Genomic DNA, 25,207 nt, shown 5'->3' with positions numbered 1-25,207 from the left:
TTAAACCTTTCCCGCCGAAGGGCATACATGATTTAAAAAACATTCTTCACATAAAGGCTTACGAGCCTTACATAATTTACGGCCATGATAAATCAACCAGTGATGAGCAGCAGCCCAATCCTCTTTAGGGATAGCCTTTTGCAATTTCTTCTCCATCTCTTCTGGAGTTTTAGCAATACCTAGTTTTAATCGATTAGCTACACGGAATACATGGGTATCTACCGCAATGGCAGGTGTACCGAACAATACGGACACAACTACGTTAGCCGTTTTACGACCAACACCAGGTAATTCTACCAGTTGATCAAATTCACGTGGTACCTCACCATGATATTGTTCTACCAAGATTTGACAGGTAGCAATTAAGTTTTTCGCTTTAGACTTATAAAGACCGCAATCTTTAATAAGAGTTTCTAGTTTTGTAACCCCTATTTCAAGCATTTTAGCAGGATGATTTAATTCAGGGAACAATCGTTTCGTAACAATATTAACCCTTTCATCCGTACATTGTGCAGATAAAACAACGGCTACTAATAATTCAAATTCATTTGTATACTCAAGGGCAGGTTTTGCATCAAAATAATGCTCTTGCAATAATTTCAATTGCTCTGCCTTTATCGCTTTTGTTACACGCATACAGCTCTCCTTTCTCACTTGTGAAAGTACAGACGCGTACAACTTATATCTTACCATACGTATTCATTTAGTTCTATGTTATAATAAATCATGTTATTCTAATATAGAATACAGGAGGTCAATATGAGTAATATTAACGATACATTAAAGCGCATAAATGAACTAGCAGCAAAGAAAAAATCTGGACAACCACTCACACCAGAGGAGTTAGCAGAAAAAAAAGAACTTTATGAAATCTACTTATCATTCATTCGAGGTCAAATTACAGATACTTTAGATCGCGTTGAATTTGTAGATCCAGAAACCGGTGAACGAACAGCTCCTAAACGAGCTTTAGAAAATTTAGCTAAAGAAGCTGACCAAGATATTAAAGAACATAAAGATATTCATTAATATATACAGATATATAAAATAAAGCGTACGCATAAATGATACATCAAGTATGCGTACGCTTTTCTATTACCCACAAAAAGTCCGCTTGATATACTTATCAAGCGGACTTTAATATTAGTAAAACTTATGTATTATAGTTTGCCAAGACGTTTCATAGCATTGTAAATTTTTTCAGCAAGGCCTGTCATTTGGAATTTAGGAATACCACATGCTGCAACACGAATACCGTTAGCTAGAGCAATAACATAAATATGTTCTTTCTTCAATTCTTCACAGATATCATTAGCAGAATCTGTAGGAATTGTAATGAAGAAGCCTCCACGGTATGGTAACATTGGAAGGCCAACTTGTGCGGCTTCTTGTTTAAAGATATCTGCACGATCGCGGATCAATTGATAATAGCAATTACGTTCATCTTCATAAGCTTTAAACTTAGCTGGATCAGCCACAATATTTGCCATTGTACGCATTGCTGGACGACAAATATTAGACCATGTAGCACGGCTAGTAGATTTGTTGATTTCTAAAAATTCATCAGCAATTTCTTCGTCATCAGAAATACCAATCAAAGCCCCTACACGTTGACCATACATAGTAAAGCCTTTAGACAAGCTATAGCAAACACATGTAAGAATCTCTTTTGGCAAATGACTAAATTTACTAAAGAATGAACGAACCTCTTCTTTTTCACCAGAGTAATCAAGGTAAGCCACATCAATACCGATGATCACATTATTGCGACCAATAGCAACGAGTTCTTTTAAGAAGTTAAGAATAGATTCCCAGTCTTTATCTTCAATTGAGTAGCCTGTTGGGTTATTACCAGGTGTATTAAACAAAATTACCACATTTGTTTGTTTAGCAGCTAATTCATTTACACGATTTTGGAACGCTTCATGGTTAAAGTTATTATGTTCATCAAATAAAGAATACGTAACAAGTGTACGACCTACATCACTGCAAATGACACGATAGGCACCCCAGTACCAATCAGCAGTCAACACTTCATCACCAGGTTCTGTGTAGTTATGAACTAAGTGATGAATACCGCCAGTACCACCTGCAGTGGCAATACTACGGATATGACCTTCTGGACGAGATTGTCCAAAGCATTCTTTCTCTGCAGCAGCAAGGAACTCAGGTACACCGGCGATTGGTGCATAGCCAATATGTTCAGAGTCAGGAAGGCTTAAATATTCATCTTTAACGGTTTTAAGGAATACTAATTTACCATCTTCATCATGAATCGCACCTAATGTACCGTTAACAACGTTCTCACGACCATTTTCTTTAGCATCAGCTTGGGCTTGGCCAGCAGTTATAAAGATTACATCTTTAAGTTTTTTCCCTTTTGCATGCTTTGCAGCAACACTTGTCATAACTTACACCATCCTATCTAAAATGAATTATTACATATTTATCATACCTAAACTTATTTAATTATACAATGAGTATTTAGAAAATATATTGTATACATAAGAAATAATACTGATTATAAGCTGATTTATTATAAAATTAAGGTATATAGGATATATACAATATCCTATACAAAATAAATTTATAAATAACATCCCTACAGATATCTATTTTTATAAACGTATAAAAAAAGACCACTCATTAGAGTGGTCTTTAGTTATCCTTAGAAGGAGTAGCCTACACCAGCGTGTAAACCTTTTGCAGTTTTATCGTTATCATTTACGCTATATTTATCATAGCCATAGTATACGTTCAAGTCTACATCAGGGCGAACTTCATATTGAGCACCTACTTGGTAAGTTTGCTTAATATCATTACCCCAACCAGCTTTAGCAAAGCCGTTAACTTTTTCTGTTAATGGTACATGACCAATAACACCTGCTTGGAAACCTAATTCAGTATCATTTGTACGAATTGCAGTACCAGCACCATATACATTTACGTTTGGATGCACTTTATAAACCAATGCTAATTGATGATCTTTAATGTCGCCATTTTTTGCATTCAATTTATCATAGGAATATTGTACTGCAGTTTTATCGGAAAGATCGTGTTGTAAAGAAACACCGAAACCATCGTTGCTATTACCGCCACCTTTAGATACATGTTGTTTAAATGCATAATCAGCTTGTACTTTAGTGGAACCATCGCTAATTTTTGTTACAGGTGCTGCTGCAAATGCACTACCTGCCACAACTGTAGCTGCTAGAGTTAATAATACTAATTTCTTCATTTGTACCTCCTATACACATATCTCAAGATATGTCTTACTAAGTTACTTATTTACGAATGTTTTGATTATACACTCTATAAATTAGCGTTTCATGAATACAGGGATATCAGGGATACCGCTGTTTGTTGTTGTAGTGGATGCTGGACGAGATGTTGTAGTTGTTTTACCGAATTCTGGTACGCTTTTAGCGTTATTGCCAAAACCAGTTGCTACAACAGTAACTTGAACTTTATCGCCTAAGCTTTCATCAATAACAGAACCGAAGATGATATTTGCATCAGGATCTGCTGCATCAGAAATAATTTGAGCTGCTTCATTCACTTCAAAAATACCCAAATCGGAGCTACCAGAAATATTAAGCAAGATACCTTTTGCACCATCAATGGAAGTTTCCAACAATGGGCTATTGATAGCCATTTTAGCAGCATCTGCAGCACGGTTTTCACCTGTACCTTCACCAATACCCATCAATGCTTCGCCTTGATTAGTCATGATAGTTTTAACGTCTGCAAAGTCGAGGTTGATTAAACCAGGAATTTGAATCAAATCAGAAATACCTTTGATACCTTGACGAAGAACTTCATCAGCTTTACTAAAAGCATCAGATACGGAACATTTTTTATCTACTACTTGTAATAATTTATCATTAGGAATAACGATGATTGTATCAACTTTTTGAGTCAAGAACTCAATGCCTTTTTCTGCTGCAGCACGACGACGTTTGCCTTCAAATGCGAAAGGTTTAGTTACAACGCCTACTGTTAATGCACCAACTTCTTTAGCACATTCAGCTACGATTGGAGCAGCACCAGTACCAGTACCACCGCCCATACCAGCAGTTACGAATACCATATCAGCACCTTCAAGTGCTTTAGTGATTTCTTCACGACTTTCTTGAGCTGCTTCTTCACCGATTTGTGGATTAGCACCTGCGCCAAGACCTTTAGTAACTTTTTCACCGATTTGAATTGTTACATCCGCTTTAGACAATTCAAGCACTTGGTTTTCTGTATTAACAGCTAAAAATTGAACACCTTTAATTTGGTTATCAACCATACGATTAACAGCGTTATTACCGCCACCACCAACACCGATAACTTTAATATTTGCAAAATCAGACATTGAACTTCCTCCTCTTATCGTTATCTATCGTATCAATATACGTCCCAATGTATCGATTTATATACTGACTATCTTATAACAATTACATTTATTTTACACTAAAATTTAAAAACTTTCCACTATATAGAATGTGATTTATTAGAACCGCTTAGTCATAATTATCTTGCGTATAGCGCCTACATTAATAAATACACGCAACCCAAACCCAATAAGGGCCACATAGTATAGGTTAATGCCTATTAAATCACCAACATATACAAGAATAACAGCTAATACCATATTTGAAAAGAACCCAATGACAAAGTTACTGAGATCAAAGGTTCTTTCCAATGCTGCTCGACTGCCACCAAATACTGCATCTAAAGCTGCTAGAACAGCTACAGAAGTATAATTCGAATAACTAGCGGGGATATGAAGTGGTGCTATCCATCCTAAGATAGCCCCTATAATTAGGCCAATGATGGCAAAGATATAGATATTCATTCTTTACCTCCTAACTCATTAGGCTTCATATGTTCTTCTCTAAAAGTACCTGTGAAAGCAGGAATCGCTACATCCTCTTCTTGCTTTATAGTTACCTTTATTCCCCAATGTTTAAGTGAATCTACTACACCACCGCGCATAGTGAGCGCAGAATTTAATGTCTTTGGATCTCCAATAGCTTTCACCGTAAAGGGAGCTCCAAAGACCTTCCCATTTACAGTAATAGTCGGGCCTGAACATCGTATTTCAGACGTTCCTATGAGGCGTTGATCATTAATAGCGATTGCTTCAGCCCCACCAGCACGTAATTCATTGACAATCCTAAGAATATCTTCATCATGAATTACATACAAATTAGGATTTTCACCACTTTGAACAGGCTTTAAGCTATCTTCAATCAACACGCTAACACCTGGACCTTTAACATTTGTTAAAGCCGCCTTCATCATGAGCTGTTCATCAGCTTTACCGTCACCATTAGCACCAGATTTTTTTAGTGATTCAATTTGCTTTAATAAAGCATCCCGTTCACTCTGGGCCTCTCGCAATTGTACTGCTAAATCACCAGCCCGTTGTAAGCGAATATTTTCTTCTATATTATCTTGCGTCATCTTATATTGGGTTACAACCATAAACCCTAATATACAACTGACTATGGCAATTGCCCACCGTTCGTGTCTCACGACAATCATCTACCTTTTATTTTCAACATGACCTAATTTATCTTGTTTTTGTCTCATCTTTCTTAGTAGATGAATTTTCTGTAGTCGGTGCTCCATTTTGATGTTTTTTGCCTTCTGGCATCACATCGGTTTTAATGTACGGTGACGAAACATTTACATCGATATACTGTACATTACCATGAGTCTTTTTAATATCTTGTAACATCGACTGAGTTAGCTCTGCTTTTTTGGCTAAGTCTTTGCCATCTCCCAGTCGAATCTGTACACCTGAAACAGTATATGCCATTATTGCATCAGGATCTCCGATATTAACCTCCGCAATATTTTTGAACGTCTCCTCATCAAGAGAGTTCAAGTATTCAAGAGCAGCCAATATCGGATTATCTACTACCGTATCTCCTAAGAGTATATTTCCAGCTTTTACACCAGAAATCATAGGCACAGATGTATCTTGAATAGCAGGCTCAGATGCAATCACTTGACCTTTACCATCAAGGGTCAAATATCCAAACTGAGCTGGTACAACGGCAACAGCCTTGCGTTCCACTACATTTACCACCATTGTAAGTGGCAACTGATAGCTAATTTGAGCCTCTTCGACACGTAAGTCTTTCGACAATCTAGTTTTTAATTTTTCTGTACTAATTTGCAATATATTAACAGGTTCATGGATATCACCTGCTACCATTACATCTTGTACAGTTACCTTATCCGATCCAGTAACTTTTAAGGATCCAAAAGGAATAGGTAGTGTAAACAACCCCACCAACACGAGAGTAACTGCACCACCGATTTTTAACACTCGTTTTCTAAATACAGCCCGTTCATCACGAACAGGTGTAGAAGACTGCATCTCCCCAGAGTTGGATGGATGGTTTTGCTTATCATCCATAGTTAACTCCTTATCTTCTATTAGCCCTTAAAATTTCCCTATACTAGCTGTTAATAGAATTTTTTCACATAATGTTGGGAAGTCAATTCCCATTTCTTTAGCTGCTTTTGGTACTAAAGACGTTGCTGTCATACCAGGCACAGTGTTATATTCAAGAACATACATCTTATCGGCATGATCTGTCATAACATCAACACGAACAACCCCACTGCCTTGTACTTCGCGATACACAAGTTCCCCAATGCGTTGCATTTCAGCAGTCATTTCTTCACTAATAGGTGCTGGCACTAAATACTCGGTAGCACCTACAGTATACTTACTCTTGTAGTCGTATTCACCAGAATGTGGACGAATTTCAATAACAGACAATGCTTTACCATCTAAAACAGATACTGTAAATTCACGACCATCAAGGAATTGTTCTACCACGAGAATAGGGTCATATTTAAGAGCTTCTGTTACAGCCGCTTCTAACTGAGCTTCATCGCGAACGATAGTAACCCCAATACTAGAACCTTGAGTGGCAGATTTCACAACTACTGGAATTGTAAAATCTTTACGGATGTGTTCAATAATAGCCTCTGCAGATTCAAGATTGCCATTGAAGGACTCGGAAGCCGCCGTAGGAATATTGGCACCTTTAAACACATCTTTACTTACTTTTTTATTCATCCCTACTGCATGAGCCATAATACCGGACCCAGTGTATGGAATTTCAGCCATTTCTAATAAGCCTTGTAATGCACCGTCTTCACCATAACGGCCGTGAATGGCATTGAATACTACTTCACCACCGAGGGCTTCAATATCTTTTAAAACAGTACGTGGATTAAGTTCTAATGTTTGGGCATTATAACCTTTGCTTTCAAGTGCTTCCGCAATAGCCGCACCAGTACGGCGAGATACTTCCGCCTCTTTGGAAGGACCACCCATCAATACGATTATTTTTTTATCTTTCATTGTAAGCCTTCCTCCAATATAGTTAATAATTTTGGTCCATATTGATTAATAGAACCTGCGCCCATGGTGATAACCAAGTCATTAGGTCTCACTACTTTAGCTAATACTTCAGGTAAATCGTCAACAGACGGCACATAATTTACATCTTGACCTGTGGCCGCTTTAATAGCATTTGGAATCGTATGTCCATCAATTCCAGGGATTGGATCTTCGCCAGAGCTATAAATATCTGTCATATAGACTTCATCAGCGTTTGTGAAAGCAGTGGCAAATTCATCCTTTAGCAAGCTAGTACGAGTAAAGCGATGTGGTTGGAATACACAGATAACACGATGTTTTTCTAACTCTTTTGCAGCTTTCAACGTAGCTTTAATCTCTGTAGGATGATGAGCATAGTCATCAACAACCCATACACCGGCTACATGACCTTTCGTTTCAAAACGACGTTTTGCACCGATAAATTTACCTAAGCCCTTAGTAATGATACGTGTTTCTACACCACAGCAATCATGAGCCACAATAAAGGCAGCCAAGGAGTTCAATACATTATGTTCACCAGGAACACGCAAGCGAATACGCTCAATATTTACACCCTTATGATATACATCATAAACCAATGTAGAATCTACATAATGAATATTTTTAGCTACATAGTCATTATTATCGCTTAAGCCATATGTAATGAAGTTACGATTTACACGACTCATAATGTAGCGAATATTTTCATTATCACCACATACGATTGCTTTGCCAGATTCTGGTAAGGTTTCAACAAACTCACAGAATGCATTTAGCAAATTATCCATTGTTTTGTAATGATCCATATGATCATCTTCAATATTAGTAATAACAATTGTGTGTGGACGTAGTTTCAAGAAAGACCCATCACTTTCATCTGCTTCTACTACAGAAAAATGGCCTTTGCCAAGGCAACTACTGCCTTTTAAATAATCTACTTCACCACCAATAATAACTGTTGGATCAGCATCTGCTTCTACTAAAATTTGACCAATCATTGAAGTAGTAGAAGTTTTACCGTGTGCGCCGGCTACTGCAATGCCATCTGTTACGTCTAACACAGCTTTTACAATATCGGAACGGTGCAAAATTGTAATACCTTGTTCTTTTGCCGCTACAATTTCAGGATTATCTTCACGAATAGCTGTAGAACGAACTACAGCATCAACGCCATTTACATACTCTTTATTATGACCAATATGAACGGTAGCGCCCATATTTCTGAACTTTTCAATAACTGCAGATTCAGTTACATCTGAACCAGATACATCATAACCTTTTTGAATTAAAATATTCGCTATAGCACGCATGCCAGACCCACCTATACCAATAAGGTGAATCTTATGAATACCGTCTAACATAAAACCTCTCCTTGTTACTTTGCAATAGATAATGCTAATTTTGCAATATCATGAGCCGCATTTGGTTTCCCTAATTGCAATGCTCGTTCTCCCATTTGTGACAATAAATCACGATTGGCCATAAACATTTCAATTTCCCCTATCAAATCATGAGCACTTAACATTTGATCAACGATCATATGAGCAGCCCCTTCTTGAACAAAGATACGGGCATTATATGTTTGATGATCTTCCGCTGCATATGGATATGGTACCAACACAGATGGAATACCTCGAACCGCCAGCTCAGCAAGACCGATAGCACCAGATCTAAAGACTGCTAAATCAGCTGCTGCCAAAGCTTTTGGCATATCATGTAGATATGGCAGAATCACTGAAGAATCACCTAAACCATCACCATCGGTAATACCAAGCTGAGATAACACAGATTTGTATTCTCCGTCCCCTGTAATATGGATTAATTTGATTCCTTTTGTTCCTTGAAAATGCTTATGTACATCAATCATAGCATTATTGATAGTTCGCGCCCCCCGAGAGCCACCTGCTATGAGAACTGTAAATGTGTCATCACTTAAATTAAAATAATTACGTCCATCAGCTCTAGTATCGACTAATACATCAGGGCGTACTGGGTTACCAGTATACACTACGCGTTTTGCCTTTGAAAAAGATGCTTCTGCATCCTTGTAGCCCACGGCTACTATATCAACAAAACGGCTTAGAATTTTATTTGTAATACCTGCAATGACATTTTGTTCCTGTATCAATGTTGGAATGTTGCGTAATGCTGCAGCCATGAGAATAGGACCACAGACATAACCACCAGTACCAATAACTACATCCGGCTTAAAGTTAGAAATGATTGTATTGGCTTTCACAAGAGAGAAAGCCGTCTTACCTAACGTCACTAACGTACCAAGAGATAATTTACGTTGCAAACCTTGTACAGGTAATGTAGTAAACTCAATGCCTTCTTTAGGCACTAAGGTTGCCTCTAAGCCCTTTTCAGTTCCTACATATAAAACCTGTGCATCAGGGTTCTGCTTCATAATTTCCTTATATATAGTTATTGCTGGATATATATGTCCACCGGTGCCACCACCTGAAATAATGATACGTTTCATTAATGGTGTCTCCCTTCTTGCAACATATGAACACAATTTTTAAAATCATCGCCACGTTCTTCAAAACAGCTGTACCAATCAAAGCTTGAACAAGCTGGTGATAATAATACAATATCACCTTGGTCAGCCAATTTATAACCTTGTTCAACAGCATCTTTCATGGATGAAGCTCTGTAAATAGGCTGAACGCCAGCCTCTTTTGCAGCAGCTTCAAATCGGTCCGCCGCTTCACCCATAAAAATAACAGCTTTTGTATGATCTTTAACAAGCTGCATAAAATCTTCTAATGGAGTCATTTTATCATGACCACCAGCTAATAAAATAACTGATTGATCAAAGGATTCCAATGCTTTTACAACAGAGTCAACATTAGTAGCTTTAGAGTCATTATAGAATGTAATTCCATCAATCGTTTTAACTCGTTCTAATCGATGTTCAACACCATGGAACTCACTAATAATGCGATGAATAGTTTCTGCCGGTACACCTAACACATAGGTTAAAGCGATAACAGTTAAAATATTTTCAATATTATGGCTACCTGGAATATGGATATCATCGCTTCCAATAACTGGAGTAGCTATACCATCCTTTGTTACATAACATTGCCCTTTATCATAGTAAGCACCATTTGGTACCACTTGATGTTGACTAATTTTAAGGATATGGCTAAGCACACGATGTTCCATATCTGCTACAATTGGATCATCAATATTAAGCACCATAAAATCTGTGCTCAATTGATTTTCAAAGATTCGTTCCTTTGCAGCAATATAATTTTCCATCGTCTTGTGACGAGCTAAATGATCGGCTGTAATATTGAGCATAATAGCACCAATGGGTCTAAAATGCTTAATTGTTTCTAGTTGATAGCTAGATAGTTCAGCTACTAAGAAACCATCTGCTGGCATGGAATAGGCAACTTCACTGAGGGAATCCCCAATGTTGCCACCAACGCGAACTGGTTTCCCAGTTCCTTCCAATACCTTAGTTAATAATGTAGTAGTAGTAGTCTTACCATTTGTACCAGTAACAGCTACAATTGGCGATTTAGATAACTCATAAGCTACTTCAACTTCACTAACTACATCAATCCCTCGCGCTTGAGCAGCTTTTACAATGGGAATATCTAGAGAAATACCTGGAGAAATAACAATACGATCCACGCCATCAAGCAAGGATTCGTCTTGTCGACCTGTAATAATCTTCACACCCGCTGATACTAGTCTTTTTTCCTCATCTGCAGGCAGTGTAACAGGCTTATAATCATTTAACACTACATGGGCCCCAACTTGAGCTAACACCCAAGATGCGCCTATGCCGCTAGCACCAGCGCCCAGAACAAGTATATGTTTGTCTCCGTATTCCATCTGTATCACCTAAATTATCAACAAAAATAATGTATTCCTATCTTATAAGCATACCATTATTTGCGGCTTCCGTTAAGTATTATCTTACAAAGTTATAGTCGCTAAAATGACACCGATAACAGCTAATACAGCGCCACCAAACCAGAAGCGATTAACAACAGTTTGTTCAGCCCAACCAGACAACTCAAAATGATGGTGAATAGGGCTCATTTTAAACACTCGTACACCACGAGTTTTGAACGAAATAACTTGAATAATAACGGACAACGCTTCCATAACAAAAATACCGCCAATGACAACGAGTAATAATTCTGTTTTTGTAAGAATTGCCATTGCTGCAAAAGCGCCACCTAATGCTAAAGAACCTGTATCCCCCATAAATACTTTTGCAGGGTTTACATTGTATACCAAGAAACCAAGGCAAACAGCGGCTACAATGGCACCATAGTAAGCAACGCTTTCAGCGCCAATAGAATTTGTTGTGGATGCAGCCATAAGGCCGATAACGGAGAAGGCAATGGCAGCTACAGCAGATGTACCACTAGCTAAACCATCAAGACCATCTGTAAGGTTTACAGCATTCGTAGCACCTACGATAATTAAAAATGCCAATACATAATAAGCCCAACCTAATTGAAGGTGAATATCTGCTACAGGAATCCACAATGTGGTAGGAATAACCATAATTTCAGTAATACAGTAACAGAATATGGCAGCCAAAATAAATTGACCTAGTAACTTTTGCTTAGCTGTCAAACCAAGATTACGTTTTTTTACAGCTTTTACAAAATCATCAAAAAAGCCCAATAAACAATGACCTAATGTTAGGAATAATAACATACCAGTACCCACATTCCACGGTGCAAATAAAGCAACCCCAATGACGAGGGCTACCATCATGAAAGCGCCACCCATTGTTGGTGTACCAGCTTTCGCTTGATGACTTTCTGGACCTTCTTCACGAATACTTTGTTGTGCGTGCAAAGAACGCAACATAGGAATAGCAAATTTACCTAGCACTACCGTAATAATAAAGGTTACTACGAAGGCTAACAGAATGTGATATATCATACGAATCCTCTACTCATTAATAAACAGATGACGGCTAGATATAACTAGCCGTAACCTTTTATTCACGATCTTTCAATTCTTCAACAACTCGTTCCATCCGCAAACCACGGGAGCCTTTGACAAGGATAACGTCCCCTTTTTCACGAATATCACTATAGGCATTGGCCATTTCCAAATGGCTATTACAACGGAATGTAGTTAAGCCTGCTTTTTTTGCTTCTTTAGCAATAAAGGCGGCAGCATCACCGAAGGTGAAAACAACACTATAACCTTCTTCAGCAAGTAATTGACCAATTTCACGATGCGCTTGTTCCGTATAATCACCAAGTTCAAGCATATCCCCAAGCATAGCGATTTTACGTTTACCTTCTAGCTGACCTAAAGCCTTAATCGCTTCAGCCATAGAAGACGGATTTGCATTATATGCGTCATTTAAAATAACAATATCTTCAAATGGTACGATTTCTTGGCGCATAGGAGTGCCTGTAAATTCACTTAAGCCCTTACGGATCGTATTGGACTTAATGCCTAGCACACGACCAGCTACGATTGCTGCCAATGCGTCATATACATTGTGTTCACCAATCATAGGCAAGAAGATATCAAATACTTCGTCATAACATTTGCATGTAAATTTAATACCATCTTTTTTATAACGCAAATGACTGCCAATACATGTGGCATTACGTTCGATACCATAGGTAATAGTTTTACCTTTGGCAAGACTATCCATAGCTTTAACATATGGATCATCTTCATTGAGAATAGCCACACTATTTTCAGGCAAGCAACGAATTAACTCACCTTTAGCTTGTGCGATGGCTTCACGAGAACCTAATAGCTCAATATGGCTAGTACCAACATTAGTAATAATACCCATAGTTGGTTCTGCAATCAACGCAAGCTCCTCGATTTGACCAAGGCCACGCATACCCATTTCAACAACACAAGCTTGATGGTCTGCAGTTAAACGCAACAATGTTTTTGGCAAACCAATTTCATTGTTAAAGTTTTTCTCAGTTTTCAAAACATTAAATTCAGTGCCGAGTACAGCAGCTACCATTTCCTTTGTTGTAGTCTTACCAGAAGAACCAGTAATAGCGACTACAGGGATATCAAAGCGACGACGATGGTAACGTGCTAAATTTTGATACGCTACCAATGTATTATCTACTTCAATGCATACAATGCCGTCCACCGCACGGCCTTTTTCTACGATTGCACCAGTAGCGCCCTTTTCGATAGCTGTATTAATAAAATCATGACCATCAAAGGCATCGCCTTTCAAGGCTACAAATAAAAAGCCTGATTCGATTGTTCTTGTATCAGTAGATACATCTAAAAACTTAATATTGTCGGTATGTGCACTCGTCCCTTGTGTGGCTTCTACCACTTGAGACAATGTAAATTCTGCCATATTAGATCTCCTTGAGGGCTGCTCGCGCCTCTTCACGATCATCGAAATGAATCGTTTTATCCTTTAAGATTTGGTAATCCTCATGCCCCTTACCTGCAATTAGTACAATATCCCCAGGTTTTGCATTTTGTATTGCATGTTGAATCGCTTCCCGACGATCAACGATAACTTCATAGTGAGAGCCTTCACGAAGTCCTTCTTTAACGCCTACCTCTACATCTTTCACAATTTGCACAGGATCTTCTGTACGAGGATTGTCAGATGTAACATATACTATATCGCCATATTGTGCAGCAATACGGCCCATTATAGGACGTTTTGTAGCATCCCGGTCACCACCACAACCAAAGACTACAATAATGCGATTTTCTTGAATAGCCTTTGCTGTTTGTAGAATATTTTCTAACCCATCTGGTGTATGTGCATAGTCTACAACAACTGCAAATGGTTGACCTTCTTCAATAAGCTCAAAACGGCCAGGCACAGCGCTAAATGTTTTCATCGCCTTATCGATATCTTCCATGGAGATACCTTCTAATAGACAAGCGCCAATAGCAGCCAATGTATTATATACATTAAACAAACCAGTTGTATTCATAGCCACTGTATAGTCATTGCCATCATAGGATACAGTATAACGACTAGATTTAGGCGTCATTTCAACATCATGAGCATTCAACGTTCCTTTACCATCAATACTGTATGTAATGATAGGCGCCGTTGTTTTTTCAATTACACGATGACCATACTCGTCATCGATATTGATGATAGCCCCTTTACCAGATTTAGTTTGGTTTGGCGCGCTAACTTGTTCAAATAATTTACACTTAGCGGCCAAATAATTTTCAAAGGTCTTGTGAAAGTCCAAATGATCTTGTGTTAAGTTCGTGAATACTGCTGTATCATATTCAACACCAGAAACCCGACCTAATGCTAACGCATGGGAAGATACTTCCATGACACAATGGGTAACACCTTCTTCTACCATTTGATGAAGAATATGTTGTAAATCTACTACATCCGGTGTTGTATTGTGAATTGGATAGGATGTATCACCAATCATAATATGAACGGTACCAATAACGCCTACTTTATGGCCTTGGCCTTTCAAAATATGACGAATCATATGAGTTGTAGTCGTTTTACCATTAGTACCAGTAACACCGATCATACGCATAGAATTGGCTGGATAATCAAAGAAATATGGTACACAAGCCATCATAGCTTTTCGAGTATCCTCTACAGTGATAACACAAACATCACCACTTACCTCTACTGGTTTAGATACAAGTACTGCTACAGCACCAGCTTCAACAGCTTTATTTACATAATTATGACCATCTACAGTGGCACCATCTAACGCAATAAATAAGCTACCTGCTTTTACTGCACGAGAATCAGCCGTAATATCTAATACCTCAACAGCTGTATTTCCTTCTATATGCGGTGTTTGCAAAGTTTTTACTATATCTTGTAATTGTTTCATATACAATCTCCTTTACACGCAAAGGAAAGCAGCCCAATACGAGCTGCTTTGCCTGCTAGTCTATAATTTGCTGTTTCTCTTGTACAGTACGTTCAGTAACAGCGCTTTTTGTACTATAAACAAAAGAATCAGGCAAAACCATCCCTAGTTGTTGTTCTGCGATTTGTTGAATACGAACAGGAGACTTCAAAGAAGCCACTTCAACATCCAACGCATCATTATCCTTTGTTAATTGTACTACAGCTTGCTGTGTTTTAACTACTTCGTAGCCTAATTTTGTGCTGTACGCATTCATAACCATCATGATAAGCAAAAATGCAACCAATGCAGCAATACCATATACAACCTGCCACATCATAGGGCTCAAATCTAGAGCCACATTTGCACTACGTTTTCTCCCTTGTGAAGCGACCAACACATCGCTTTTAACTTGGCCCACAACAGCCTTTCTCGCTAACATAAACACTAACCCCTTCCAATTCTACAACTTGACGGCTACGCGTAACTTTGCGCTTCTAGCCCTCGGATTAACCTCAATCTCCCCTGCACTAGGCTCTATAGCCTTATTCTTCGCCTTCACAACTGCCTTGTGGTTACATACGCACATTGGCAATTCTGGAGGACATATACATGCTGTACTCAACTCTTTGAAAGTTTGTTTTGTAATTCGATCTTCCAAGGAGTGGAATGTGATAACCCCAATTTTCCCCTTTGGTTTCAACATGGATACAGCATCTACAAAACTATCATGCAAGATAGCTAATTCTCTATTTACTTCAATGCGAATAGCTTGGAACGTCCGTTTTGCCGGATGCGGTCCATCTTGACGCGCCTTCGCAGGTATTGCTTGCTTAATAATTCTAACTAACTCACCAGTAGTGGTAATTCGTTTTTCTTGACGTGCATTAATGATGAATTCAACAATGCGCTTAGCCCATCGCTCTTCACCATAGTCGCGGATAATTTGCAATAATGCATCAGCATCATATTCATTAACAACCTCTTCTGCCGTTAATGGTGCGTCCTTATCCATACGCATATCGAGTGGGCCATCATTCATATATGAAAAGCCACGCTCCGGTGTATCCAGTTGATAGCTAGATACGCCAAGATCAAAGATAAATCCATCTACTTCATAGATACCCTCATTATGGAGGGCTTCTTTTAAGTTAGAAAAGTTCGTCGGTATTGTTAATACCTGACATGTTAAATCAGATAAACGCTGTCGAGCTACGCTCAACGCATCTTCATCTTGATCCAACCCTATAATCATGCCTTCTGGGTCTAGCATCTCGCCCACAGCATGGGCATGTCCTGCACCGCCCAGAGTACAGTCCACATAGATGCCTTTTGGATTAGTTACGACGGAGTCCACCGTTTCGCGTAAAAGTACGCTGGTATGATTAAATTCCATCATAGCCTCCTATAACATAATCCCTTCTAGACCTTCGACAAGTTCTTCCATACTTTCAGCCACTTGATCATCATAGTAATCATATTTTTCGCGGCTCCAAATTTCAACGTGATCCCCAGCACCGACAATAACGGCCTGTTTATCAAGGCTCGCATATTCACGTAGTGGTACAGGAATGAGGACACGACCTTGTTTATCATATTCAAGCTCAGCGGCACTACCAAAAACAAAACGTTTTAAGGCACGTACGCTAGCTTTAGTGGAGGATTGTGATTGTAAAGCTGCAGAAATTTTCTTCCACGCTTCTTCGGTGTAAATAGCTAAGCAGTTATCTAGGCCCTTAGTAACAATGCATACTTCGCCTAGTTGTTCACGTATTTTCGCGGGTATAATCATCCGCCCTTTTGTATCAATGGTGTGATTATATTCTCCCATGAACATACGTATCACCGCCCTTTACCATTCCTTATCCACCACTATATGGTAAATTCTACCACAATTCCCCACCAATCACAATAAAAAATCCATTTTTATCCCACTTTTTTATATTTTTCTTTCATAATCTCTATTTTTCTCTTCTTTTCTTAGATACATATGTTCGAAATTAAATAATAATCGAATCATAAAAACCACTACCCACCACCAGGTGCCAAATTTTAGTTTTATCTATATCCAATCCCCACCACAATATCCCCATAAGTTCTGTAACACTTAAATCAAACGATATATTGGAATACAATCACCACAAATCCACACAAAAAGAAAACCGCGTAGCATTTCTGCTACGCGGTTTCTATACCTACGATAGATTATAGTGTAACCCATCGGTTGGGAGGCATATTATTTAGTTGTTTTTACAGCTGCTTTTGGAGCTTGTTGTGGTTGTTGTGCAATCACTTTATCAAGAAGTTCACGAATTTCTTTGTTTTGTGCTTGCAAATCAGCCACTTGATCCTCAAGAACTTTTACAGTTGCAGGGGATGCTTTAGGAGCTGTAGGAGCATTGCCAATACCGATTGTTACACCAGCATTTGCCATTACGCTATGGTCACCACCATAAGCGGCACCAGCATGGATTAATAAATCAGGATTTGCATAATGTGCTACACCCAATGCAGTAGATGTTTTACCTTTGTAAGTACCAACAGCCGCCATAATTTGGGCTTTTTGACCTTCGTGGTATTCGATAGGTTTCAATGCTGCTAATGCTGCTGCATTAGCACCTACAACTTTAACATCGCGTTCTACGCTGCTAATGCGGCGAGAGTTTTCTGCGATTTGTGCATCATGTTGAACAAGTGTTGCGTGATCTTGTAATGCAATGTTGGAAGCTTTCAAGCTATAATTTGCAGCTTCTGCTAATGTACTGATATCTTGAGTATTTTTATTTACTTGCAAGCCCAATACATTAACTTTTTCATTGTTTTCTAATGCAATCGCACCAATGTTCTTAGTTAATGTAACATTTTCATCAACTTTAGTGTTTACATCAGCAATGTCTTGAGTATTTTTATTTACTTGTAAACCTAATACACTAACCTTTTCATGATTTTCTAATGCTAGAGTACCAACAGCTTTAGTTAATTGTGCATTTTCATTAACTTGTTTAGCTACTTCAGTTACACGATTATCTACTTTAGTAATATTTGTAACATTAGTATCTACTTTAGCATTTAGAGTGTTGATGTTTGTAGTATTTGTATTAACTTGGTTAGTTACTTTGCTAATATTGCTTGTGTTTGTATTAACTTGGTTAGTTACATTTGTAATATTAGTTGTATTTTGGTTAACAACATTATTGATATTAGCAATATTAGTTGTATTAGTATTAACTTGTTTAGATACGTCGTTAATAACTTTGCTATGTTCATCAACTTTGTTGATTACTTTTTGTACAGTTACATTAGTATTTTGAATTGCTTCAGCATTTTGTTTGATCGCTGCTTTGTTAATATTGATGTTTTCAGTATTATGTTTGATTGCTTCAGTATTAACAGAAACTTGGCTTTGAACATTTTTAATGCGTTCTTCGTTAGCATTTGCTTTTTGAGTATTAGCATTAACTTGTTCTTTCACTTTGTTTACATCAGCGCTTACATTTTGTAAGTTCTTAATTGCTTCAGTATTTTTGCCAACTTGATCTTTCAAGCCAGATACATCAGTTTTGATATTGTTGATTACAGTATTTTGGTTATTAACTTTTACGTCAATATCATTAACTTTAGTATCAATATTAGTTACTTTATTGTTAATATTAGTAACTTTGTTATCAATATTTGTAACTTTGTTATCAATATTTGTAACTTTAGCATCAATATTCTTCACATCGTTTTTAACGTTAGTAATATTGTTGTTCACAATATTGATTTTTTGATCAACTTTAGCATTGATGTTTGTGATATCAGCTTTTACTACTGTTACATCAGCTTTAATATTGTTTACATTCTTTTCAACGTTAACAACATTAGCTTTAATGTTATTAATATTGGAAGTATTATTTTGAATGTTTACAGTATTAGCTTGGATGTTGCTATTTTGAGCGTTAATGTTTTGAGTAATATTTTCTACTTTTTGAGCTACATTAACAATTGTAGTATTGCCTTTACCAACTTGACCTTTCAAGGATTCGATAGCTTGAGAGTTAGCATCAACTTTACCAGTTAAGTTGTTAATAGCAGTTGTATTAGATTCAATACGACCAGTATTAGCATTTACTTTAGCAGTTACATCAGTTATGTTAGCTGTGTTACCAGCAACTTGTTTACTAATGTTTGCAATAGCTGTTGCATTGTTAGAAATGTTAGTTGTGTTATTTTTAACTTGTTTGCTTACATTAGCAATAGCTGCTGTGTTATTAGCAATGTTAGTAGTATTGTTAGTTACATCTGTGCGGATAGCTTTGATATCTGCAGTGTTAACATCTACTTTATTGCTGATATTTGTCACATTAGCTTTAATGTCAGTAATAGCTTTGCTATTATCAACAATTGCTTTTGCGTTAGCATCAACCTTAACATTTACTTCATTAACTTTGCTGTTAATTGTGTTGTTAATTACTGTATTGTTTTCAGCAATCTTAGCATCAATATTTTGATCTACTTTGTTAATGATTGTTTTATTGTTTTCGTTGATTGCAGTTGCAATGTTATTGTTAATAACAGTGTTGTTATTAGTAATTGCAGTGTTGATATCGTTTCTAATTACTGTGTTGTTTGCTTCAATCTTAGCGTTGATTGTATTTTCAACATTAGTAACTGTTGTACCAACTTGGCCCTTTAATGCTTTAATAGCATCTTCATTAGCGCTAATACGTGTAGAGTTATCTACAATGTTACCTTGTAAGTAATCTAAGCGTTGATCATGACGATCTACACGTGCAGTAAGACCAGCTACATCACCTTTAACGCCATCAATCTTAACATTAACATCACCAATCTTAGTATTGATTGTGTTGTTGATTTGCTTATTGTTTTCATTGATTTTCACATCAATGTTTTTATCAACTTTGTTAATGATTGTTGTATTATTTTCATTGATTGCATTAGCAATGTTTTGGTTAATTACAGTGTTATTAGCAGTAATCTTAGCATCAATATTTTGATCTACTTTATTAAGGATTGTAGTGTTGTTAGCTTCAATCTTGTTATTAATAGTAGATTCGATATTAGTGATAGTAGTACCAACTTGACCTTTTAATTCATCGATAGCTTTTTTATTGTCGCCAATGAATTTACGGTTTTCAATTGCAATTGTACCAGCTACGTTGATGTCTTTTTCGTTTTGTTCTACACGTTTAGTAAGACCATTCAAGTCACCTTTAACACCATCAACTTTTACATTTACATTGTTAATAGCTGTAGTGTTATTAGCAATGTTTGTAGTATTGTTTGCGATGTTTGTAGTATTTTCAGTAATACGTTTGCTATTGTCAGTAATTGCCACTACATTAGCTTGAATGTTTGTAGCATTGTTAGCGATGTTAGTGGTATTATTTTCTACTTTACCATTGATATTAGTAATTTGGTTTTTAATATCATTGATCACTGTAGAAGATTTACCTACTTGACCTTTTAATTCATCAATAGCTTTTGCATTAACATTGATATTTGTAGTGTTATTTGCAATAGCAGCTTTGTTGTCGCCAATGAATTTACGGTTTTCAATTGCAATTGTACCAGCTACGTTGATGTCTTTTTCGTTTTGTTCTACACGTTTAGTAAGACCATTCAAGTCGCCTTTAACACCATCAACTTTAACGTTTACATTGTTAATTGCTGTTGTATTGTTAGCAATGTTAGTAGTATTAACATCTACTTTTACATTAGTTGCATCAATACGTTTGCTATTATCTACGATAGCGTTTGCATTAGCATCAACTTTAACGTTTACGTTATTAATTGCTGTAGTATTTTTAGCAATATTAGTTGTGTTATTAGCAATGTTTGTAGTGTTATTTTCTACTTTACCGTTGATATTAGTAATTTGTTTCTTAATATCGTTGATAACTGTAGAGGATTGACCTACTTGACCTTTTAACTCATCGATAGCTTTAGCATTGATGTTGATGTTTTTAGTGTTGTTAGCAATAGCAACTTTATTATCGCCAATGAATTGACGGTTTTCCATTGCAATTGTACCTACTACATTAATATCTTTTGCATTAGCTTTCACACCATCTTCAACTACAGAGATACGTGTAGAGTTATCAGCAATATTATCTTGTAAGTAGTCTAAACGTTGGTCATGACGATCTACACGACCTTTAAGGCCATCTAAATCACCTTTAAGACCATTCAAGTCACCTTTAACGCCATCAATCTTAACATTTACATCACCAATCTTAGTATTGATTGTGTTGTTGATTTGTTTGTTATTTTCATTGATTTTTACATCGATGTTTTTATCAACTTTGTTAAGAATTGTAGTGTTATTAGCATTGATTTTAGCATCAATGTTTTGATCTACTTTATTAATGATTGTTGTATTATTGCTGTTGATTTTATTATCAATATTTTGGTTGATAACAGTGTTGTTAGCTTCAATCTTAGTATCGATATTTTTATTAATAGTTACATTATTTTCTGTAATCTTGTTATTAATTGTAGTTTCGATATTTTTAATTGTAGTACCAACTTGACCTTTTAATGCTTTGATAGCATCTTCATTAGCACTAATACGTGTAGAGTTATCTACAATGTTGCCTTGTAAGTAATCTAAACGTTGATCATGACGATCTACACGTGCAGTAAGACCAGCTACATCACCTTTAACGCCATCAATCTTAACATTTACATCGCCAACTTTTTTGTTGATTGTATTGTTGATTTGAGTGTTATTTTCATTGATCTTTACATCAATATTTTTATCAACTTTGTTAATGATTGTAGTGTTATTAGCATTGATTTTAGCGTCAATGTTTTGATCTACTTTATTAATGATTGTTGTGTTATTGCTATTGATTTTATTATCAATATTTTGGTTGATAACAGTGTTGTTAGCTTCAATCTTATTATCGATAGTTTTATTAATTACGGTATTGTTTTCGTTGATTTTATTAGTAATTGTATTTTCGATATTTGTGATTTGATTGCCAACATGACCTTTTAATTCATCAATAGCTTTTTTATTAGCACCGATAAGTGTACGGTTTTCAATAGCAATTGTGCCAGCTACGTTGATGTCTTTTTCGTTTTGAGCAACGCGTTTAGTAAGACCATCTAAATCGCCTTTAACACCATCAATTTTTTGATCAACTTTAATGTTATTAGCATTAATCTTAACATCGATGTTATTGTCTACTTTATTAAGAATTGTAGTATTATTAGCTTCAATCTTAGCATCGATATTTTTGTTGATTACTGTGTTGTTTTCATTGATCTTATTAGTAATTGTATTTTCGATGTTAGTGATTTGTGTACCAACATGGCCTTTTAACTCGTTGATTGCTTTTTCATTATTGGAAATACGAGCAGAATTAGCATCAATACGTTTACTATTATCTGTAATAGCTTTAGCATTAACTTCAGTCTTAGCATTTACATTGTTAATGTTATTGTTAATAACTGTGTTATTTTTTTCAATCTTAGCATCAATATTACCATCTACTTTGTTGATAATTGTAGTATTATTAGCTTCAATCTTCTTATTGATTGTAGTTTCAATATTGGTAATTTGTGTGCCAACATGACCTTTTAACTCATCGATAGCTTTTTGGTTTGCACCGATAAGTGTGCGGTTTTCCATTGCAATTGTGCCAACTACATTAATGTCTTTTGTATTAGCTTTTACACCATCTTCTACAATAGAGATTCGTGTAGAGTTATCTGCAATGTTGTCTTGCAAGTAGTCCAAACGTTGGTCATGGCGATCAACACGACCTTTAAGGCCATCCAAATCACCTTTAACACCATTAACTTTTACATCAACCTTGTTAATTGCAACTGTGTTTGCTTCAACTTTATTGTTGATATTAGTGATGTTGTTTTTAATATCTTTAATATCTACTTGAACATTACCAATATTTTGACCAACTTTACCTTTCAAATCAGCAATATCTTTAGTATTGATATTAACTTGATTTTGAGTGTTAGCTACATCAGTTTTAATAGTTTTATTGTCTTGTTCAAGCTCCTGGATGCGACCTTCATGATTAACTAAAACTTTACCTTGATTATCAACTTTAGTGTTTAATTCAGTAATTGCAGTCGCATTTTTGTTGATATTTGTAGTGTTATTAGTAATGTTAGTAGTATTAGAATCAACTTTTGCACTTACATTATTAACTGTATTGTTGATATTTGTGATATCAGTTTTAACAGCATTGATCTTAGTATCAACATCATTATTTACTTTATTAATAATAGTTGTGTTGTTAGCTTCAATTTTAGAATTAATTGTTTTGTTAACTTCACTAATAATGTTAGTTTTGCTATCGTTGATTTTAACATCTACATTGTGATTAACTTCGTTGATAATCTTAGTGTTATTTTCATTAATCTTATTATCAATTGTAGTGTTAATATTATTGATTGTTGTGCCAACTTTACCTTTCAATTCATCGATGGCTTTTTTGTTCTCGTTGATAGCTTTTTTGTTATCACCGATAAATTTACGGTTTTCCATGATGAAAGTATTATTAGCATCAATATTTTGGGTGTTATTTTCAACTTTAGCAGTTAAATCAGCAATAGATTTACTATTATTGTTAACATTAACAGTTAAATTATCAATTGCTTTTTTATTGTTGTTAACTTTAATATCAACGTTGTTGATATTTTGATTGAGTTCATTTTTAACATTAGAAATGTTAGTATTCAACTCATTTTTCGTATTATTGATATTTGTTTTAATATCATTAATCTTAACATCTACATCTTTATTAACATTATTAATAATAGTAGTGTTGTTATTTTCAATCTTCTCATCAACTTTGTTCAAAATTGTAGTGTTATTATTTTGAACTGCAGTATTAATATTTTGATTTACTTGATTAATAATATTGGTATTATTAGCTTCAATATGTTTTTTTACACTAGCATCAATGTTAGTATTTACATTATTAACAACATTATTTGTAATGTTAGTAATTTTATTATCGATTTTTACATCAATATCGTTGTTAATTTTAGTAAATTTAGCGTCAATATTATTGTTAATATTTGTGATATCTTGTTGAATGTTAGTGATTTGAGTGCCGACTTTGCCTTTTAATCCTTCAATATCTTTGCTATTTTTATCAACTTTAGCGTTGATATTTGTAATATTAGCATTGATTTTATTAATGTCAGTTTTTACACTCTCAACCTTATTATTAACAGTATTAATATTAGTAGTATTGATATCTACCTTTTTATTTACAACGTTAATGTTATGTGTATTTTTCTTAACATTTTCAACATCAGTAGTTACAACTGTATAGTAGTTATTAATTACGGTATTACCAGTGGAACCGCCTTTTTTAGGGATTTGTTGTTGCTGCTGTTGTTGTGGCACTTGTTGTTGCCATTGTTGTTGCTGTTGTTGCTGTTGTGGCACTTGTTGTTGCCATTGTTGTTGCTGTGGCTCTTGTTGTTGCCATTGTTGTTGCTGCTGTTGTTGTTGCTGTTGCTGTTGGTCTAATTGTTGTGAATCAACTTGATGTTGATCTTGCATATGACCCCAAGCATTTTGATCAGGTGTTAACCATCTTTGGCTACCAATAAGATCAGCTCTAGCCCAATCCTCAGGGCTGGATGCATTAGCAACACCTCCAGAAAAGCTAGCCGCCAAAATAACTGCAGCTACAATTGTAGTTGCAGATTTTTGATGTGACTTAGCCAACTCAGACGTTACGACGTAAGCGTGCTTAGTTGCACTCCAAACAACTTTGAATACCTTATTCATATTAAGTTCCCTCCCAACATTTGTGGCTCTCACCCCACGATGAAGAAATAAATCAAATATTGCACTCTTTTTCACTAAATATTCACAATATTTAACATAATACTACCATATATTATTTTAAACTTCCATAAAAAAATTAATAAGTTAAACTAATGTTTCATTTTTTCCTCATTTAAAAATACCTAA

At 36.0% G+C, this 25,207-nt stretch carries 19 protein-coding genes; 1 reads left to right on the top strand and 18 read right to left on the bottom strand.

From position 1 onward, the window contains the following. Positions 1-636 (bottom strand): endonuclease III, encoded by a 636-nt coding sequence (nth, locus tag EL171_RS03855; RefSeq protein ID WP_005386264.1) that lies wholly within the window; start codon positions 634-636, stop codon positions 1-3. Positions 637-759: 123 nt separating this feature from the next. Between nth and EL171_RS03850 the strand changes: the two genes are divergently transcribed. Next, on the top strand, positions 760-1,029 hold the full coding sequence (locus tag EL171_RS03850; protein WP_005386262.1) for a DUF896 domain-containing protein: 270 nt from the start codon (positions 760-762) through the stop codon (positions 1,027-1,029). Between the two features lie 131 nt (positions 1,030-1,160). On the opposite strand, the gene EL171_RS03845 is transcribed toward EL171_RS03850, so the two are convergent. The 17 genes from EL171_RS03845 to EL171_RS03765 all read right to left on the bottom strand — a co-directional run bounded on the left by EL171_RS03845 (position 1,161) and on the right by EL171_RS03765 (position 25,021). Then, positions 1,161-2,408: an aminotransferase class I/II-fold pyridoxal phosphate-dependent enzyme gene (locus tag EL171_RS03845; RefSeq protein ID WP_005386260.1), complete on the bottom strand. Its 1,248-nt coding sequence runs from the start codon at positions 2,406-2,408 to the stop codon at positions 1,161-1,163. Between the two features lie 260 nt (positions 2,409-2,668). Next, the gene (locus EL171_RS03840; protein ID WP_005386258.1) at positions 2,669-3,238 is read right to left on the bottom strand and encodes an outer membrane beta-barrel protein; all 570 of its coding nucleotides are present in this window, start codon (positions 3,236-3,238) and stop codon (positions 2,669-2,671) included. 81 nt (positions 3,239-3,319) lie between these two features. Next, entirely contained in the window at positions 3,320-4,360 is a 1,041-nt protein-coding gene (ftsZ, locus tag EL171_RS03835) for a cell division protein FtsZ (protein ID WP_005386247.1), read from the bottom strand. Positions 4,361-4,498: 138 nt separating this feature from the next. Further along, the gene (locus EL171_RS03830; protein WP_005386246.1) at positions 4,499-4,843 is read right to left on the bottom strand and encodes a small basic family protein; all 345 of its coding nucleotides are present in this window, start codon (positions 4,841-4,843) and stop codon (positions 4,499-4,501) included. Further along, positions 4,840-5,535, bottom strand: a complete 696-nt coding sequence (locus EL171_RS03825; RefSeq protein ID WP_005386244.1) for a DUF881 domain-containing protein — start codon at positions 5,533-5,535, stop codon at positions 4,840-4,842. Before EL171_RS03825 ends, EL171_RS03830 begins: the two co-directional genes overlap by 4 nt. A gap of 28 nt (positions 5,536-5,563) precedes the next feature. Continuing rightward, positions 5,564-6,418 (bottom strand): cell division protein FtsQ/DivIB, encoded by an 855-nt coding sequence (locus tag EL171_RS03820; RefSeq protein WP_005386242.1) that lies wholly within the window; start codon positions 6,416-6,418, stop codon positions 5,564-5,566. Positions 6,419-6,445: 27 nt separating this feature from the next. Continuing rightward, positions 6,446-7,378, bottom strand: a complete 933-nt coding sequence (locus tag EL171_RS03815; protein ID WP_005386240.1) for a D-alanine--D-alanine ligase family protein — start codon at positions 7,376-7,378, stop codon at positions 6,446-6,448. Further along, positions 7,375-8,757: a UDP-N-acetylmuramate--L-alanine ligase gene (murC, locus tag EL171_RS03810; RefSeq protein ID WP_005386239.1), complete on the bottom strand. Its 1,383-nt coding sequence runs from the start codon at positions 8,755-8,757 to the stop codon at positions 7,375-7,377. Before murC ends, EL171_RS03815 begins: the two co-directional genes overlap by 4 nt. Positions 8,758-8,771: 14 nt before the next feature. Further along, entirely contained in the window at positions 8,772-9,881 is a 1,110-nt protein-coding gene (murG, locus tag EL171_RS03805) for an undecaprenyldiphospho-muramoylpentapeptide beta-N-acetylglucosaminyltransferase (protein WP_005386237.1), read from the bottom strand. Next, on the bottom strand, positions 9,881-11,251 hold the full coding sequence (murD, locus tag EL171_RS03800) for a UDP-N-acetylmuramoyl-L-alanine--D-glutamate ligase (protein WP_005386236.1): 1,371 nt from the start codon (positions 11,249-11,251) through the stop codon (positions 9,881-9,883). The genes murG and murD overlap by 1 nt, the downstream gene beginning before the upstream one ends. Before the next feature lie 84 nt (positions 11,252-11,335). Further along, a complete protein-coding gene (gene mraY, locus EL171_RS03795) occupies positions 11,336-12,322 on the bottom strand; it encodes a phospho-N-acetylmuramoyl-pentapeptide-transferase (RefSeq protein ID WP_005386234.1) in 987 nt (328 codons plus the stop codon). Between the two features lie 58 nt (positions 12,323-12,380). After that, positions 12,381-13,739, bottom strand: coding sequence for a UDP-N-acetylmuramoyl-tripeptide--D-alanyl-D-alanine ligase (locus tag EL171_RS03790; RefSeq protein ID WP_005386232.1), 1,359 nt, complete (start codon positions 13,737-13,739; stop codon positions 12,381-12,383). A 1-nt stretch (position 13,740) separates the two neighbouring features. After that, the gene (locus tag EL171_RS03785) at positions 13,741-15,225 is read right to left on the bottom strand and encodes a UDP-N-acetylmuramoyl-L-alanyl-D-glutamate--2,6-diaminopimelate ligase (RefSeq protein WP_005386231.1); all 1,485 of its coding nucleotides are present in this window, start codon (positions 15,223-15,225) and stop codon (positions 13,741-13,743) included. A gap of 55 nt (positions 15,226-15,280) precedes the next feature. Beyond that, the gene (gene ftsL, locus EL171_RS03780; RefSeq protein WP_005386230.1) at positions 15,281-15,685 is read right to left on the bottom strand and encodes a cell division protein FtsL; all 405 of its coding nucleotides are present in this window, start codon (positions 15,683-15,685) and stop codon (positions 15,281-15,283) included. A gap of 21 nt (positions 15,686-15,706) precedes the next feature. Beyond that, positions 15,707-16,639 (bottom strand): 16S rRNA (cytosine(1402)-N(4))-methyltransferase RsmH, encoded by a 933-nt coding sequence (gene rsmH / locus EL171_RS03775; protein WP_005386229.1) that lies wholly within the window; start codon positions 16,637-16,639, stop codon positions 15,707-15,709. A gap of 9 nt (positions 16,640-16,648) precedes the next feature. Beyond that, positions 16,649-17,080 carry a division/cell wall cluster transcriptional repressor MraZ gene (gene mraZ, locus EL171_RS03770; protein WP_039969108.1) on the bottom strand — a complete coding sequence of 144 codons (432 nt, stop codon included), beginning with the start codon at positions 17,078-17,080 and terminating at the stop codon, positions 16,649-16,651. A gap of 399 nt (positions 17,081-17,479) precedes the next feature. Beyond that, on the bottom strand, positions 17,480-25,021 hold the full coding sequence (locus EL171_RS03765) for an ESPR-type extended signal peptide-containing protein (protein ID WP_050755794.1): 7,542 nt from the start codon (positions 25,019-25,021) through the stop codon (positions 17,480-17,482). Between the last annotated feature and the right edge of the window lie 186 nt (positions 25,022-25,207).

It is taken from the genome of Veillonella dispar (assembly GCF_900637515.1).
GTDB classification, from domain to species: Bacteria; Bacillota; Negativicutes; order Veillonellales; family Veillonellaceae; genus Veillonella; species Veillonella dispar.
The sequence above is the reverse complement of the archived record's forward strand: the minus strand, read 5'-3'. Positions and strand labels throughout refer to the sequence as shown.

Excerpts from the sequence above, each read along its gene's own strand:
- nth (WP_005386264.1), bottom strand. The coding sequence starts at position 636 with ATGCGTGTAACAAAAGCGATAAAGGCAGAGCAATTGAAATTATTGCAA.
- EL171_RS03850 (WP_005386262.1), top strand. The coding sequence starts at position 760 with ATGAGTAATATTAACGATACATTAAAGCGCATAAATGAACTAGCAGCA.
- EL171_RS03845 (WP_005386260.1), bottom strand. The coding sequence starts at position 2,408 with ATGACAAGTGTTGCTGCAAAGCATGCAAAAGGGAAAAAACTTAAAGAT.
- EL171_RS03840 (WP_005386258.1), bottom strand. The coding sequence starts at position 3,238 with ATGAAGAAATTAGTATTATTAACTCTAGCAGCTACAGTTGTGGCAGGT.
- ftsZ (WP_005386247.1), bottom strand. The coding sequence starts at position 4,360 with ATGTCTGATTTTGCAAATATTAAAGTTATCGGTGTTGGTGGTGGCGGT.
- EL171_RS03830 (WP_005386246.1), bottom strand. The coding sequence starts at position 4,843 with ATGAATATCTATATCTTTGCCATCATTGGCCTAATTATAGGGGCTATC.
- EL171_RS03825 (WP_005386244.1), bottom strand. The coding sequence starts at position 5,535 with ATGATTGTCGTGAGACACGAACGGTGGGCAATTGCCATAGTCAGTTGT.
- EL171_RS03820 (WP_005386242.1), bottom strand. The coding sequence starts at position 6,418 with ATGGATGATAAGCAAAACCATCCATCCAACTCTGGGGAGATGCAGTCT.
- EL171_RS03815 (WP_005386240.1), bottom strand. The coding sequence starts at position 7,378 with ATGAAAGATAAAAAAATAATCGTATTGATGGGTGGTCCTTCCAAAGAG.
- murC (WP_005386239.1), bottom strand. The coding sequence starts at position 8,757 with ATGTTAGACGGTATTCATAAGATTCACCTTATTGGTATAGGTGGGTCT.
- murG (WP_005386237.1), bottom strand. The coding sequence starts at position 9,881 with ATGAAACGTATCATTATTTCAGGTGGTGGCACCGGTGGACATATATAT.
- murD (WP_005386236.1), bottom strand. The coding sequence starts at position 11,251 with ATGGAATACGGAGACAAACATATACTTGTTCTGGGCGCTGGTGCTAGC.
- mraY (WP_005386234.1), bottom strand. The coding sequence starts at position 12,322 with ATGATATATCACATTCTGTTAGCCTTCGTAGTAACCTTTATTATTACG.
- EL171_RS03790 (WP_005386232.1), bottom strand. The coding sequence starts at position 13,739 with ATGGCAGAATTTACATTGTCTCAAGTGGTAGAAGCCACACAAGGGACG.
- EL171_RS03785 (WP_005386231.1), bottom strand. The coding sequence starts at position 15,225 with ATGAAACAATTACAAGATATAGTAAAAACTTTGCAAACACCGCATATA.
- ftsL (WP_005386230.1), bottom strand. The coding sequence starts at position 15,685 with ATGTTAGCGAGAAAGGCTGTTGTGGGCCAAGTTAAAAGCGATGTGTTG.
- rsmH (WP_005386229.1), bottom strand. The coding sequence starts at position 16,639 with ATGGAATTTAATCATACCAGCGTACTTTTACGCGAAACGGTGGACTCC.
- mraZ (WP_039969108.1), bottom strand. The coding sequence starts at position 17,080 with ATGTTCATGGGAGAATATAATCACACCATTGATACAAAAGGGCGGATG.
- EL171_RS03765 (WP_050755794.1), bottom strand. The coding sequence starts at position 25,021 with ATGAATAAGGTATTCAAAGTTGTTTGGAGTGCAACTAAGCACGCTTAC.